The sequence below is a fragment of the Bradyrhizobium guangdongense genome (assembly GCF_006483445.1).
Taxonomy (GTDB): Bacteria; Pseudomonadota; Alphaproteobacteria; order Rhizobiales; family Xanthobacteraceae; genus Bradyrhizobium; species Bradyrhizobium guangdongense_A.
This window is the reverse complement of the sequence record NZ_PPPT01000148.1, coordinates 1-13944: the sequence shown is the minus strand read 5'-3', so window position 1 is coordinate 13944 and position 13944 is coordinate 1. Positions and strand designations below refer to the sequence as shown.

Sequence of the window (13944 nt, the reverse complement as noted above, 5' to 3'; positions counted from 1 at the left end):
CTTAGCAGGGGGGCGGCTGAAGCGCAAAGGCCCTGATCATGGCGACGCGCCCGGTTGCGGAATTTCTCAAAGGGACTAAATTGTTGATAGATGGAGAATATTCATGAGCGCCAAGCTTGCCGACGCTTACGAAAGGATGAAGGCGCTTCGCCGAGAGGGAGGGCTTCGCTCCGAGATTGAGTCGCGGCTCGGTCACCAACTTCGGGCGATGTACGATGATGTCGTCCGTAGTGGCGTTCCGGATCGGTTCGCTGAACTGATCAGGAAGCTCGATACCCCCTCCTTTCAGGCCCAGGAAAGTCCTTCTCAGGTCCAAGATAGTCCCTCTCTGGCCGCAAACTCGAATATTGCGGGGGAGGTCATAAGGATTCTGGAGATCAAGACTCTTGCTGATCGCGTATTTGGCGATGAGGACAAAGCTGAGGCTTGGCTGCAGCGACCAAATCGCGCTTTGTCGGGCCAAAGACCCGCTGAACTCTTGCAGGACGAGCTTGGTACCGCCGTCGTCCGCGAACTACTGGAACAGATCGACCACGGAATTTTCGCCTGAGCTCGCAAGATGGAGCTCTGGCGAATTTCGAACTACGTTGATCTTTCCGGAATTGGCGGCATGAGGGCCGCTGGCAGATGGCATTCGCAAGGTAGGCGGGTCGTGTATCTCGCTGATCATCCATCGAGTGCACTGCTGGAGATGCTGGTCCACATGGACCGCGATCTCATGCCGCCGACGTACCAGTTGCTGCGTATCGCGATCCCCGACAACCTCGTCGTTGAGGCCGTCGGGGCGGAATTGCCGCTGGATTGGCGAACCCAGACGGCGGTCAGCCGCGAGATAGGGGATCGATGGCTCGACCGGTCAGCGAGTCTGCTCTTGCAAGTGCCGTCAGCGATAAGCACGCAAGGGGCCAACTTTCTCCTGAATCCGGCACATCCAGACGCTGCGCGTGTTAGCGTGGCCGAGGTGATCCAGGCGCCATTCGATCCACGGCTGCTCGGTTAGGTCGATCGATCAATCGATTGATCCAAGCCTCGGGAAAGCATCCGGGGCGGCGGCCAGAATGCGCCGCGCCTCGGCCGAATCCAGGTCCATCTGGCGGATCAGCGCGTCGATACCGTCGAATTTCAGCTCCTCGCGGATGAAGCCGATAAAGGCGCAATCGAGCTGCTCGCCGTAAAGGTCGCCCTTGAAGTCGAACAGGAAGATTTCGAGCAGCGGCGCGCCGTTGTCGAAGGTCGGGCGGCGGCCGAAGCTCGCCACGCCATCGAGGCGCTCGGTCCCGCGGCCGACCCGCACGGCGTAGATGCCATGCTTGAGCCCGCAATTGGCATCGAGGCGGATGTTTGCGGTGGGATAGCCGAGGTCGCGGCCGCGCTTCTCGCCATGGATGACCTCGCCGGTCACGAACCAGGGCGCGCTGAGCATGGCGGTGGCTTCGTCGAGCTGCCCCTCGGCGAGCGCCATGCGGATGGCGCTGGAGGAGACCGGCCGCTCGTCGATATCGACATGGGCCTGCACGTCGACCTCGATGCCGAGCCGCGGCGCCTCACTGACGAGAAGGCTCGGCGAGCCGACCCGGCCCTTGCCGAAATGGAAGTCATAACCGACCGCGATCCCGCTCACCCCGAGCCGTCCGATCAGGTCATGGTGAATGAAGTCTTGCGCCGAGGTACCGGCGCGGCCCTTGTCGAAGGTCATCACCACGGCGCCGGAAAGCCCGGTGCCGGCCAGCAGCCGCAGCTTGGCGCGCTCGTCGGTGAGGCGGAATTGCGGGGTGGTCGGGCTGAAAAACCGGCGCGGATGCGGCTCGAAAGTCAGCGCGAAGGCTGGGCGGCCATGGGCCCGGCCCATTTCCAGGGCCGCCGCGATTACGGCGCGATGGCCGAGATGGACACCGTCGAAATTGCCCATGGCGACGACCGCGCCCTTGGGGATTTCGGAGGTCGGCGTGCGGTCGCGGATAACGGTAAAAGGCGGAGCCATCAGGGGAATTCTCTGGACGGGCGGGTCGGGCCGGACCGTGGCGTGACGCGCCCGGCGAAGTCAAGCGGGGGATGCGGCCGGATTGCACAGGATTTCCATCCTTTCCCGAACCGGCCAATTAACGCGCTGTTTAACGCCTTGGTGCTAGTCCTTGGACTTGGAACAGTGGGGCGCTGGCTCCTGCAGTTCGTTCGTTAATATTTCCTGGTTGCGTTTGGGGGAGTCGAGATGGCGGTTGATTTGTCGATGCCGGTTCTTGTGGTGGATGACTACAGCACCATGATCCGTATCATCCGGAATCTGCTGAAACAGCTTGGCTTCGATAATATCGATGATGCCAGCGACGGTTCGGCAGCGCTGAACAAGATGCGCGGCAAGAAGTACGGCCTCGTGATTTCCGACTGGAACATGGAGCCGATGACGGGCTACGACCTGCTGCGCGAAGTGCGCGCGGATCCGAACCTCGCCACCACGCCCTTCATCATGATCACGGCGGAATCCAAGACCGAGAACGTGATCGCGGCCAAGAAGGCCGGCGTGAACAATTACATCGTCAAGCCGTTCAACGCGGCGACGCTGAAGACCAAGATCGAGGCGGTCTTCCCGGACATGGCGAGCGCGTAAGGACACTTTCGTGTCCCGGACGCGGCGCGGCATGTAATGACGCGACGCTGAGCCGGGACCCAGACTGCATACCATCAAAGCAAGATAGGCCCCGGCTCGGCAGCGCACCACTTCGTGGTGCACTGCGTCCGGGGCACGATGCTTTTCACCACTTCAATTCGCGCATCAGCGCCTTCGGCGGGTGGCCGAATAATTCCATCACCGAGGCCGGGTCGAGCTGGTCGAGACCCTCGAATTCCTCGGAATGGATGCCGCGGGTCACGAACAGGCAGTCGATGCCGAATTCGCGCGCGCCGGTGAGATCGGTGCGGACGGAATCGCCGATCGCCAGCACCTTTTTGCGGTCGATCGTGTGGCCCTGCCGCTCGCCGGCAAGCGCCATGGCGCGTTCGTAGATCGGCCGGTGCGGCTTGCCGTAGAAGATCACCTCGCCGCCGAGCTCGCGATAAAGCTCGGCAATCGCGCCGGCGCAGTAGATCAGCCGGTCGCCGCTCTCCACCACGATATCGGGGTTGGCGCACACGAGCGCCAGCTTGCGCTCGCGCGCCTGGAGCAGCATGCCGCGATAGTCTTCCGCAGACTCGGTCTCTTCGTCGTAGAGGCCGGTGCAGACGATGTAGTCGGCTTCCTCCAGCGGCGCGAACTGCGCATTGAGGCCGCGGTGGATCGAACTGTCGCGCTCGGGTCCGAGCCAGAACACCTTCCGGCCGGGATGCTCGGCGACATAGAGCCGCGTCAAATCGCCGGACGAGACGATCGCGTCATAGGTCTCGTCGGCGACGCCGAGCTTGCGCAACTGCCGCTGCACCGAATCCGCCGGCCGGGGCGCATTGGTGATCAGGATCACCGTGCCGCCATGGCTGCGATAGGTGTGCAGCGCCTCGCAGGCCTCGGGGAAGGACTCCAGCCCGTTATGCACCACACCCCAGATGTCAGAGAGCACGACGTCCACATCGCTCGTGAGCTCGCGCAGGTGCTCGACGAAATGCAGCGTGGTCATGATGCGAGCGGCCGATCAGATGCGGCGCGCGAGCGCCGCGTTGCCGGTGACGCGCTGCGGCGCGGCCGCCGTCTCGCCTGGACTGGAAATGCCGGAGCCATTTGATCCCTGGTCTGCCCCTTGAGGTTCCTGCGCCTGGTTCGGCAGGGCCCCGGCGGTAGCAGAAGCCCCATCGGGCCGCAATGGCCGGGGCGGTGCGAACAGGAAACCCTGGCCGAACCGGACGTCATAGTCGAGCAGGTCGACCACGGCGCGCTCGCCCTCGATCCGCTCGGCGATCAGGTCGATGCCGAACCGGCCGAGCAGGTCGGAGAGGTCGGAGGGATGGATGTCCGAGGTCGAGGCCTGCCTTGGATCGAGCAGCAGCGAGGCCGGCACCTTGATGAAGCGCACGCCGCGGTCGGCGAGCTCGCGCGGCTCGATCCGCAGATCGGTAACGTGGTCGATCGAGAAGCGGAAGCCGCGCTGCGCGAGCGCCGCGAGATTTTCCGTCTCGGCCGGTCCGAGATTGCGGAACGTCGATTGCTTGAACTCGAGCACCAGGGCCGATGCCAGCGCGCGGTTGGCTTCGAGGAAGTCGAGGCATTGCGAGAAGGTGGTGGAATTGCCGAGCGTGGACGCCGCGACGTTGCAGAACACACCGACATCCTTGTTGCGCACCATCAGGCGGCGCAGCACCTGGACGCAACGCAGCATCACCATGTTGTCGATGCGGCCGATCAGGCCGGAGGCTTCCGCGACCGAGATGAATTCTTCCGCGGCGATCAGTTGGTCGCGCTCGTCGCGCAGCCGGGTCACCGCCTCGTAGAAGCGGACCTTGCGCTGCGGCAGCGTCACCATCGGCTGCAGGAAGATGTCGATGCGGTTCTCGTCGACGGCGCTGCGCAGCGTTGCGAGCATCTGGGTCTGGTTGCGCGAAACTGCGGTGTCGATGACGGGAACCGCAGGCGGAGCCGCCTGGACCGGCCTGGGCACCGGCGGCGGAACGGCGGCGGGCTTCGCTTCAACGCCGGCGGCCGGCTCCTTCGGCGCGTCCGGCTTTGCGATCGGCGCCGCAGCAACAGCTTGCGGAGCACCGGTGTTCGCCAGCAGATCCTCATGCGCCGACACGGTGGCGGCGAGCTGCTTGACGAGGCCGCCGAGCTCGTTGATCTCGCCGGCGACGGACTGGACCCGGTCGGCATTGGTCGAGTTGGCCGATGCCACGCGGCCCTCGACGGCGGCGAGCCTGCGGCCGAATTCCGCGACCTGGCGGGCGAGATCCGCGGTGCCGCGCGACAGATCGGCGATCTGGCCGCCGACGTCGCTGCGGTCGCGCAGGCGCATCGAGACGGCGTTGTAGAGGATCATGAAGGTCAGCGCCGCGAGCGCCACGATCGCGGATTCCGTTCCGCTGATCCCGGCGACCGAGTAGAGCGCCAGGCCGAGCGAGGCCGCAACCAGAACCATGCAGATGGCGATGAAGATCGTCGAAATGCGAATCATGCCGCGCGCTGCGCCCTCAAATGCCGACTGCCCCACCCGGGGAAAACACGGGCCCGTTCCGCCACGGTCACCTCGCACGCTTCCCCAAGCGCGACGAGCCTAACATCAATGTTGATTCGTGGGGATAGCGGCGTCGGACGCCGACGGACTGGCAATGCGCGGCCGATCCCGCCTGCTGCAATGATGCCACTATGCCAGCGATTTGCCCGACGTGTCAAGCAGAATTTCGTAAAAATCGAAACCAGGCCGAGGTCGTCACCGGCTACTGTGCATGGGGTTGTTTTCGACCTCTTTCCGGACCGTCGCCAATTTGAGACCGACCCCGGTTCCGTCGCGCCTTAGCTGAGGCCGGCGCGCCGGAAACCTTCCAGATAGCGCTCGCGATCGGCTGCAAGCCGGATCGGCATGAACTCGGCGATCCAGGCGAGCGAGATATTGGGCTGGGCGCGCTGCAATTCCTGCAAGGCTTTGCGGGCAATATCGGTCTTTTCAGCCATTCCGGCGGCTGCCGTGAGCACCCGGTGCGCGCCGACGAAGTCGCTGCGCTGTCTGAGCGACTCATGCGCCAGCCGGATCGCCTCCTCATAGTCCTCGCCGAGGAAGCGGGCATAGGCGGCGATGCCGAAATAAACCGGTGCGTAGGGATCGCGCGGGCTGAGGCGGATGGCGCGGCGCGCCGCCTCGTCGGCGTCCCGCCAGCGCCCGCAATAGCTCAGCGCAAGGCCATAATAGCCCTGCGCCAGCGCAAAATTCGGGTTGAGCTGCAGGGCGGTTTCGAACTCGGCGAGAGCATCCTCGAACCTGCGCGCGAACAAGTGGACGTGGCCGAGCGCGTTGTGGGCCCAGGGATCCTCGCCGTCGGCGCGGATCGCGGCGGTCGCGGCCCGCTCGGCCAATGGCAGCGCCGCGGCCATGTCCATCCAGCCCATATGGGCCGTGAACATGTAGCTGGTTCCGAGCAGGCCGAGCGCCTTGCCGTAGTCAGGGTCGAGCGCGATGGCCTTCTCCAGCAGGGCCTGGGCCACGACATGGTCCTGCCGCGTCACCCGCCAGTAATGCGACAGCGCGCGCATCACGAGGTCCCAGGCATCCATACTGCCCGGCGGCTTGCGCTGGGCGCGAAAGTTCTCGGCCGCATAGAGCTGCGGCTCGATCGCTGCGACGATGGCTTCGGTGATCTCGTCCTGCACCGCGAAGACGTCGGCGAGCTCGCGATCGTAGCGCTCGGCCCAGAGATGGCTGCCGGTCGCAACGTCGTTGAGCTGCGCCGTGATGCGCACGCGTTCGCCATCCTTGCGCACGCTGCCTTCGACCACGTAGCGGACGCCGAGCTCGTCGGCGACCTGGCGCAGGTGCACGGCGCGACCTTTGTAGATGAAGGAGGAGTTGCGGGCGATGACGAAGAACCAGCGCAGCTTCGACAGCGCGGTGATGATGTCCTCGCTGATCCCGTCGGAAAAATAGTCCTGCTCGATCTCGCCGCTGAGATTGCTGAAGGGCAGCACGGCGATGGCGGGGCGGTCGGGCAGGGGCAGACTTGCGGTCGCCTCGTCGCGCGGCACGGGCGGGGCGCTGGCAGTCTCGACGACCTCGCCTATGAAGCGGACGCCCTTGCGGGCCACGGTGCGGATCAGCCGCTGTTCCTCCCCGCTGTCGTTGATCGCGCGCCTGACAGCATTGATGCGGCTTGCCAGCGTGGACTCAGAGACCACGCGGCCGTTCCAGATCGCATCGAGCAGATTGTCCCGCGTCACCACGCGGTCGCGGTTGCGGACGAGAAAGGTCAGCAGGTCAAAAACCTGCGGTTCGAGCGCAACGAGGGCGCCTGCGCGCCGCAACTCGCGGCGTTCGAAATCCAGCACAAAGTCCTCGAACTGGAACGCCACGCCTGGTTCGGCTCCCGCACAAAAATCAAGGCGCTCTCAACGTAAAATAACGGGGCTCTCAAAGCCAGCAGGGGGCATGCGCCCTATCGTCCCGGCATTGCTACCCCCAACGGAGATTGCCCATGTCGACATCCGCAGCCCTCAAGCCCACCGACACCCAGCCGGACCTGTCCGCCGTCAAGCAGCGCCAGCACGGCGCCTGGTCGTCCGGCGACTACGCCGTGGTCGGCACCACCTTGCAGATCGTCGGCGAACAGCTTTGCGAGGCGCTGGACCTGCGCGCCGGCAGCAAGGTGCTCGATGTCGCCGCGGGGAACGGCAATGTGACGCTGGCCGCAGCGCGCCGGTGGTGCGACGTGACCTCCACCGACTACGTGCCGGCGTTGCTCGAACGCGGTCGCGAGCGTGCAACTGCCGAGCATCTCAAGATCGAATTCCGCGAGGCGGATGCCGAAGCGCTGCCGTTTGCGGACGCCAGCTACGACGTTGTCGTGTCGACTTTCGGCGTGATGTTCACCCCGGACCAGGACAAGGCGGCCTCGGAGCTCGCGCGCGTCTGCAGGCCCGGCGGCAAGATCGGGCTCGCGAACTGGACGCCGCAGGGTTTTATCGGCCAGCTCTTCAAGACGATCGGCAAGCATCTGCCGCCGCCGGCGGGTGTGAAGTCGCCGGCGCTGTGGGGCACCAAGGCGCGCCTTGAGGAGATGTTCGGACGCACCGCGTCCGACATTTCGGCCGAACCGCGCATGTTCGTGTTCCGTTATCGCTCGCCCGACCACTGGCTCGACGTGTTCAAGAGTTTTTACGGGCCGATGCTGAAGGCCTTTGCCGCGCTCGATGCCAACGGGCAGGCGGCGTTGAAGCGCGACCTGCTCGCGCTGGCCGGCGAGTTCAACCATGCCGATGACGGCACGGTGGTGGTGCACAGCGAATATCTCGAAGCCGTCATCACCAAGCGCTGAGCCGCACGGGACATCGGATCAGGCCGGAAGCTATCTGGCCTGATGCCGCTCGATTTCGGAGTTCAGTTCGGCCCCGAACATGACCACGATTGCGGACATCCACATCCACATCATCAAGCCGATCGCCGCCCCGAGCGAGCCGTAGGTGGCGTCGTAGTTTGCGAATTCCGACAAATACCAAGATAATAACGCCGAGCCTGCGATCCACAATATGGCTGCGGTCACCGCGCCGATGCTCAGCCATTGCCAGCGCGGGGCGTCGCGGCTTGGCCCGTAGCGGTAGAGAATGGCGAGTGCGACCAGCAGGATCACGAACAGAAGTGGCCATCGCCCCAGTGCGACGATCAGCTTGCTTTCCGGCCCTAGCCCCAGATGGTTCAAAGCAAGTGGGAAGGCGACCACGGCGGCCACCATCAGCAACAGTGCCGCGATGCCGCCGATCGTGAAGGCCAGCGACACCAGATTGAGGCGGATGAAGCTACGCTTCTCGCGCTCCTCATAGGCGACGTTGAGCGCGTCGAAGATGGATTTGACACCGGCATTGGCGCTCCAGATCGCCAGCAGCAGGCCGAACAGGAAGGTGACACCGAGCTCGGTGTTGCCCTTGGAGAGCACGCGTGCGACCTGGTCTTCGACGATCTGGAAGGTGCCGTCTGGCAGCATCATCGCGAGCGTGTGCAGGTTGGCGCTGATCGTCGAGGGATCGGCGAACAGGCCGTAGAAGGAGACGAGCGCGGTGACGGCGGGAAAGACCGCGAGCAGGCCGAAGAACACGACGCCACCTGCCGTCGCGAGCAGGCGGTCCTCGTCGATCCGCTCGTAGGTCCGCCAGAGGATGTCCTTCCAGCCTTTCCATGGAATGTGGAGCGGGCTTGTGGAGTGATGACCATGCCCGGGCTGCGCGACCGCGCGCGCGGGATCGGTCTCGGGCGAGTTGCCCTCACCGTTGCGGCGTGCTGCGACCGAGCCGGATCGCGACGTGACATAGTCGCCGAAGTAGCGTTCGGCCGTCAGGACGAAAATGGTTGTGGCGGCGACCAGGAGCCAGCTATCGGGCTCGCCGGAGCGCCGCGGCGTCATCATGCGTCCAGTTGGTGAGTGTGGCGCCGCCTGCGCGCCGCGGTGAACCCCAGGAGGCCGACGGCCGCGAGCATCAAGCCGAGCTGCACCGGTCGGTTGCCGCCCGCCCGGGAGGTTTTGCCATTGCGATGCCCCCTCTCGCCGGGCGCGAGCGGCACCAGCGGGATCGTGGTCGCGACCTCCTTCACCGCTTCCTTGACCGTGCCGCGCGGAATCCGGGGCGTTGCGATGGCGACGCGCAGGCGGCTGGCCAACGGGACGATGGTTCTTGGCCGACGCTTCATCTGCGCCATGGCGACACCGGCAAGGATCGCAGCAAGCACCAGCAGGACCGCGCCGACGGCGCCAAACCCCCAGAATTGCCCGTAAGCGATTGCAATCCAGCGATACAGCGCGATCAGGCCGACGAAGAGGGCTGCGACGACGAACAAGCCCGCCGCAGCGAACAACCCCGCAGCAACCGCATAGGACGTCACCCGGCCGGTGGTCTGGTTGGCGCGGTCGCGCAGATAGGATTGCGTGGCGCGCTTGAGGTGATTGATCTTGAGTGCCACGCCAGCGCGCAGCAATTCACCCGATGGCGCAAGCATGCGGACATCCTCCGACCGACAGACAATTCTTCGGGGATGAACGTGGCGCGGTTTGAGTTGTTCCGCTGGACGTGGTGGCTCAGCCGAGATCGACGGCGGCGATCCAGAATACTTCGCCTTCACTGTCCTCGGTGTCGAGCCAGAGCAGCGGCAGTTCCGGAAACGCTTCGTCGATCCGCTCGCGGCCACGGCCGATCTCGCACAACAGCCCACCCTCCGGTGTGAGGTGATCCGGCGCCTCGCGCAGGATGCGGCGCACCACGTCCAGCCCGTCGACGCCGCCGTCGAAGGCGAGTTTTGGCTCGGCGCGGCATTCCGGGGGCAGTGCAGCCATGCCTTCGGCATCGACATAGGGTGGGTTGGAGATGATCAGGTCATAGCGCGCGCCGCCCAGCGGCGCAAAGAGGTCGCCGCGGTGGAGAGTGAGGCGATCCTCCAGTCCATAATCGGCAACGTTGCGCGTGGCGACCTCGATCGCGCCCCTGGAGATGTCGACGGCGTCGATCTCGGCATTCGGGAAATGATGCGCGGCGAGGATCGCGAGACAGCCCGAGCCGGTGCAGAGGTCGAGCACGCGCTCAACAGCGCTGGGATCATCGATCAGCGAGCCTGCCTCGCCGTCGCCGCCGAAGTGCGAATCCAGCAATTCGCCGATGAAGGAGCGCGGCACGATCACGCGCTCGTCGACATAAAAGGGCAGGCCGCGCATGTAGACCTTGTTGACGAGATAGGCGGCCGGCTCGCGGGTGGTGACCCGCTGGTGAATCAGCGCGACGATGGTTTTGGCTTCCGCTGACGTGACGCGGGCATTGGCAAACATCTCGAACTGGTCGGGATGGAGGTGCAGGGCCTCGCCAACCAGAAAGGCCGCCTCGGCCACCGGATCCGTCGTGCCATGCGCGAAGGCAAGCTTTGCCTCGACGAAGCGGCTCACGGCATAGCGCACGAAATCGAACAGCGTCACGAGTTCGCCGCTGGCGACCTTCGCAAGTTTTGGCGCGGCGCCGCGGGGCGCGGGCTTTTTCGATGCTTTTGCCATCAGGATTTGGTCCAGCGTGCGGCGGCCTGATCGTCGCGGGCATGGGCCTCGACCCAGCCGTTGCCGGCAGCCGACTCTTCCTTCTTCCAGAACGGCGCGCTGGTCTTGAGATAGTCCATCAAGAACTCCGCGGCCTGGAACGCCGCCTGGCGGTGCTGCGAGGCCGTGACCACCAGCACGATGTTCTGGCCCGGCTCGATCCGTCCGACACGGTGAATGACGGTGACGCCGTTCAGCGGCCAGCGCGACAGCGCCTCGTCGACGTGACGGCCGATCTCTTCCTCGGCCATCCCGGGATAATGTTCGAGCGTCAGAGCTGCGATCTTCGTCTCGTCTTCGTCACCGCGGCAGATGCCGGAAAAGCTGACGACCGCGCCGATGTCGGTGCGCCCGTGCGACAAGGCTGCGATCTCGCGCGCGACGTCAAAATCGTCTGGCTGGATGCGGATGGTGACGGGGGTGGCCATGCAAGTTCAGCCGCCGGTCATCGGCGGGAAGAACGCGATCTCGCGGGCGCCGGCGATCGCCGCGTCCGGCTTGACATGGGCATGGTCGATCGCAGCGCGGATCACTTTTGGCTTCTCGAACGCATAAGCGTAAGCCTCGCCCAGACCGGACAGCCAGGCGATCAACTCTTCGACGGTGCGAACGGTTGCCGGTGGCTCGATCGTCTCTTCCGCCTTGCCGACGCGCTCGCGCACCCAGGCGAAATATTTCACCTTCATCCCTCATCCTCCTTGATGAGGTGATGGATGCCGGCGCGGAAATAATCGTAGCCGGTGTAGATCGTCAGCAGCGCCGAGGCCCACAGCAACAAGAGGCCGATCAGCGTCACCACCGGCACCACTTCGTCGCCGGCGGGGCCGGCGAGCAGGAAACCGATCGCGACGAGCTGCGCTGTCGTCTTCCACTTGGCGAGTTTCGTGACGGGCACGCTGACGCGGAGCGCGGCCAGATATTCCCGCAAGCCCGACACCAGGATCTCGCGGCACAGGATGACGATGGCAGCCCACAGCGCCCAGCCGTGGATGATCCCGTCGGCGGCGAGCATCAGGAGGCAGGAGGCGACCAGCAGCTTGTCCGCGATGGGGTCGAGCATCCGGCCGAAGGCGGATTGCTGATTCCAGATCCGGGCGTAGTAGCCGTCGAGGTAGTCGGTCACCGCCGCCGCGATGAAGATGGCGACCGCCACCCAGCGCAGCCAGAGCGGTCCGTCCAGAATCGACTGGGCATAGATACATCCGACCACCACCGGGATCGCGGCGATCCGGCCATAAGTCAGCATGTTCGGAAGGGACATCGAGCTCTTGTTCGAGCCCTTGGCGGTCCCCCGTGTCGTTGCGATGTTCATTCGTTCTACCAATACCGCTGCGGCATGAAGGTCAACCGTCCGGCCCTCAATGAGGGGTGCAGGCGACGACCATATGACCGCTGATCCCCTTTAGTTCATCCCGGCTGGGGATGGAAATAGTCGAAAATCTTGCGAGCGCTTTCGGCGCTCACTCCCGGAACCTTGCCGAGATCGGCAATCGAGGCACGCTCGATCTCCTTCAGGGTTCCGAAATGGTGCAGCAAGGCACGTTTGCGTGACGGGCCGATGCCCGGGATTTCCTGCAAACCGGCCTCGCGGATGTCCTTCTTGCGGAGTTTACGGTGCGAGCCGATGACGAAGCGGTGGGCCTCGTCCCGCAGTCGCTGGATGAAATAGAGCACGGGGTCGCGCGGCTCGAGCTTGATCGCCTCCCGGCCCGGGATGAACAGGGTTTCGCGGCCGGCGTCGCGCTCGGGCCCCTTGGCGACCCCCATCAGCGACACCTGGTTAAGGCCAAGGCGGTCAAAAATCTCCTTGGCGGCGTTGAGCTGGCCGCGGCCGCCGTCGATGATCACGAGGTCGGGCCATTGCGGGAAATCATCGTCCTTGCTCTTGCCGGCGGCATCCTCGGGCGGATTGATCAGGCGCTTGAAGCGGCGCTCCAGCACCTCGCGCATCATCGCATAGTCGTCGCCGGGCGTGAGCCCTTCGGACTTGATATTGAACTTGCGGTACTGGTTCTTCACGAACCCGTCGGGGCCGGCGACGATCATGGCGCCAACCGCGTTGGTGCCCTGGATATGGCTGTTGTCGTAGACCTCGATCCGCTTCGGCGGATGGGGCAGGGCCAGCGTGCTCGCCATCGCCTCGAGCAGGCGTCCTTGCGTGGCGGTATCCGCGAGCTTACGTCCCAGCGCCTCGCGCGCGTTGGTGAGCGCGTGGGTGACGAGCTCCTTTTTCTCGCCGCGCTTGGGCGAGGACACTTCCACCTTGCGGCCGGCCTTGATCGACAGTGCATTGGCGAGCAGCTCGCTCTCCTCGATCTCATGCGACAGCAGCACCATCTTTGGTGGCGGCTTGTCGTCGTAGAACTGCGCGAGGAACGAGCCCAGCACTTCCTCCGGCGTAAACGTCTTCTCCGCGCGCGGGAAATAGGCGCGGTTGCCCCAGTTCTGCCCGGTGCGAAAGAAGAACACCTCGACGCAGGAGAAGCCGCCCTCCTGGTGGATAGCGAACACATCAGCCTCTTCCACGGTGCGCGGATTGATGCCCTGCTGCGACTGGATCGCCGACAGCGCGGCGAGACGGTCGCGGTAGAGCGCGGCGGTCTCGAATTCGAGCTCGCCTGCGGCCTTTTCCATCTCGCCGGCGAGCTCCTGCTTTACAGCGTGGCTCTTGCCGGAGAGGAAGTCGGTGGCCTCGCGCACCAGCGTCGCATAGCCGGGAAAGTCGATCTCGCGCGTGCAGGGGCCGGCGCAGCGGCGGATCTGGTGCAGCAGGCAGGGCCGCGTGCGGCTCTCGAAGAATGAATCGGTGCAGGAGCGGATCAGGAACGCACGCTGCAGCGCCGTGATGGTGCGGTTGACGGCGCCGGCGGAGGCGAACGGTCCGAAATAGCGGCCGGGCCGCGACTGCGCGCCACGATGCTTCAGGATCTGCGGCGCCCAATGGTCGCCGGTGATCAGGATATAGGGAAACGACTTGTCGTCGCGCAGTTGCACGTTGAATCGAGGCTTGAGCTGCTTGATGAGATTGGCTTCGAGCAGCAGCGCTTCGGTCTCCGTCGTGGTCGAGACGATCTCCACGGACACCGTCGCAGCGATCATGCGCAAAATGCGCGCCGGCTGCGGTGCGCTCTGGCGCGCGTAATTGGAGAGGCGCTTTTTGACGTTCTTGGCCTTGCCGACATAGAGCACGTCGTTGTTCGCATTGAGCATGCGATAGACGCCGGCCGAGGTCGGCGCGAGCCGCACCGCGCGCTCGAT

15 protein-coding genes and 1 pseudogene are annotated in these 13944 nt (G+C 64.8%); 5 read left to right on the top strand and 11 right to left on the bottom strand.

Annotated features, from left to right (window positions below; all coding sequences use genetic code 11):
- Nucleotides 1–136: 136 nt before the first annotated feature.
- From C2U70_RS33735 to C2U70_RS21030, 3 genes and pseudogenes are all read left to right on the top strand, one after another.
- Nucleotides 137–292: pseudogene (locus C2U70_RS33735) on the top strand (NepR family anti-sigma factor); the annotation flags it as partial.
- A gap of 36 nt (nucleotides 293–328) precedes the next feature.
- Nucleotides 329–550: an MbcA/ParS/Xre antitoxin family protein gene (locus tag C2U70_RS33730; RefSeq protein WP_283810395.1), complete on the top strand. Its 222-nt coding sequence runs from the start codon at nucleotides 329–331 to the stop codon at nucleotides 548–550.
- Between the two features lie 9 nt (nucleotides 551–559).
- Nucleotides 560–1000 (top strand): RES family NAD+ phosphorylase, encoded by a 441-nt coding sequence (locus C2U70_RS21030; RefSeq protein ID WP_140980330.1) that lies wholly within the window; start codon nucleotides 560–562, stop codon nucleotides 998–1000.
- Nucleotides 1001–1009: 9 nt separating this feature from the next.
- On the opposite strand, the gene C2U70_RS21025 is transcribed toward C2U70_RS21030, so the two are convergent.
- Nucleotides 1010–1981: a bifunctional riboflavin kinase/FAD synthetase gene (locus C2U70_RS21025; protein ID WP_140980329.1), complete on the bottom strand. Its 972-nt coding sequence runs from the start codon at nucleotides 1979–1981 to the stop codon at nucleotides 1010–1012.
- Nucleotides 1982–2209: 228 nt separating this feature from the next.
- Between C2U70_RS21025 and C2U70_RS21020 the strand changes: the two genes are divergently transcribed.
- Complete coding sequence (locus C2U70_RS21020; protein ID WP_027551917.1) at nucleotides 2210–2605, top strand: response regulator; 396 nt, start codon at nucleotides 2210–2212, stop codon at nucleotides 2603–2605.
- 145 nt (nucleotides 2606–2750) lie between these two features.
- Here the strand turns inward: C2U70_RS21020 and C2U70_RS21015 are convergent, their stop codons facing one another.
- The 3 genes from C2U70_RS21015 to C2U70_RS21005 all read right to left on the bottom strand — a co-directional run bounded on the left by C2U70_RS21015 (nucleotide 2751) and on the right by C2U70_RS21005 (nucleotide 6976).
- Nucleotides 2751–3605 (bottom strand): TIGR01459 family HAD-type hydrolase, encoded by an 855-nt coding sequence (locus C2U70_RS21015; protein WP_140980328.1) that lies wholly within the window; start codon nucleotides 3603–3605, stop codon nucleotides 2751–2753.
- Between the two features lie 15 nt (nucleotides 3606–3620).
- Nucleotides 3621–5090, bottom strand: a complete 1470-nt coding sequence (locus C2U70_RS21010; protein WP_140980327.1) for an EAL domain-containing protein — start codon at nucleotides 5088–5090, stop codon at nucleotides 3621–3623.
- A gap of 338 nt (nucleotides 5091–5428) precedes the next feature.
- Nucleotides 5429–6976, bottom strand: a complete 1548-nt coding sequence (locus tag C2U70_RS21005; protein WP_186294390.1) for a winged helix-turn-helix domain-containing tetratricopeptide repeat protein — start codon at nucleotides 6974–6976, stop codon at nucleotides 5429–5431.
- A 122-nt stretch (nucleotides 6977–7098) separates the two neighbouring features.
- Here C2U70_RS21005 and C2U70_RS21000 point away from each other — a divergent pair, with 122 nt between their 5' ends.
- Entirely contained in the window at nucleotides 7099–7938 is an 840-nt protein-coding gene (locus C2U70_RS21000) for a class I SAM-dependent methyltransferase (RefSeq protein WP_140980326.1), read from the top strand.
- Between the two features lie 30 nt (nucleotides 7939–7968).
- Here the strand turns inward: C2U70_RS21000 and C2U70_RS20995 are convergent, their stop codons facing one another.
- The 7 genes from C2U70_RS20995 to uvrC form a co-directional block, all read right to left on the bottom strand.
- Nucleotides 7969–9018, bottom strand: a complete 1050-nt coding sequence (locus tag C2U70_RS20995; protein WP_140980325.1) for a YihY/virulence factor BrkB family protein — start codon at nucleotides 9016–9018, stop codon at nucleotides 7969–7971.
- Nucleotides 9018–9608 (bottom strand): phage holin family protein, encoded by a 591-nt coding sequence (locus tag C2U70_RS20990; protein WP_140980324.1) that lies wholly within the window; start codon nucleotides 9606–9608, stop codon nucleotides 9018–9020. The genes C2U70_RS20995 and C2U70_RS20990 overlap by 1 nt, the downstream gene beginning before the upstream one ends.
- A gap of 79 nt (nucleotides 9609–9687) precedes the next feature.
- Nucleotides 9688–10647, bottom strand: a complete 960-nt coding sequence (prmB, locus tag C2U70_RS20985) for a 50S ribosomal protein L3 N(5)-glutamine methyltransferase (protein ID WP_140980323.1) — start codon at nucleotides 10645–10647, stop codon at nucleotides 9688–9690.
- Nucleotides 10647–11114 (bottom strand): molybdenum cofactor biosynthesis protein MoaE, encoded by a 468-nt coding sequence (locus tag C2U70_RS20980; protein WP_140980322.1) that lies wholly within the window; start codon nucleotides 11112–11114, stop codon nucleotides 10647–10649. The genes prmB and C2U70_RS20980 overlap by 1 nt, the downstream gene beginning before the upstream one ends.
- A gap of 6 nt (nucleotides 11115–11120) precedes the next feature.
- Complete coding sequence (gene moaD, locus C2U70_RS20975; RefSeq protein ID WP_140980321.1) at nucleotides 11121–11372, bottom strand: molybdopterin converting factor subunit 1; 252 nt, start codon at nucleotides 11370–11372, stop codon at nucleotides 11121–11123.
- Nucleotides 11369–11998, bottom strand: a complete 630-nt coding sequence (pgsA, locus tag C2U70_RS20970; RefSeq protein WP_140980320.1) for a CDP-diacylglycerol--glycerol-3-phosphate 3-phosphatidyltransferase — start codon at nucleotides 11996–11998, stop codon at nucleotides 11369–11371. Before pgsA ends, moaD begins: the two co-directional genes overlap by 4 nt.
- A gap of 95 nt (nucleotides 11999–12093) precedes the next feature.
- Nucleotides 12094–13944 (bottom strand): excinuclease ABC subunit UvrC (uvrC, locus tag C2U70_RS20965; RefSeq protein ID WP_140980319.1); only part of this gene is annotated, 1851 nt, incomplete at its 5' end.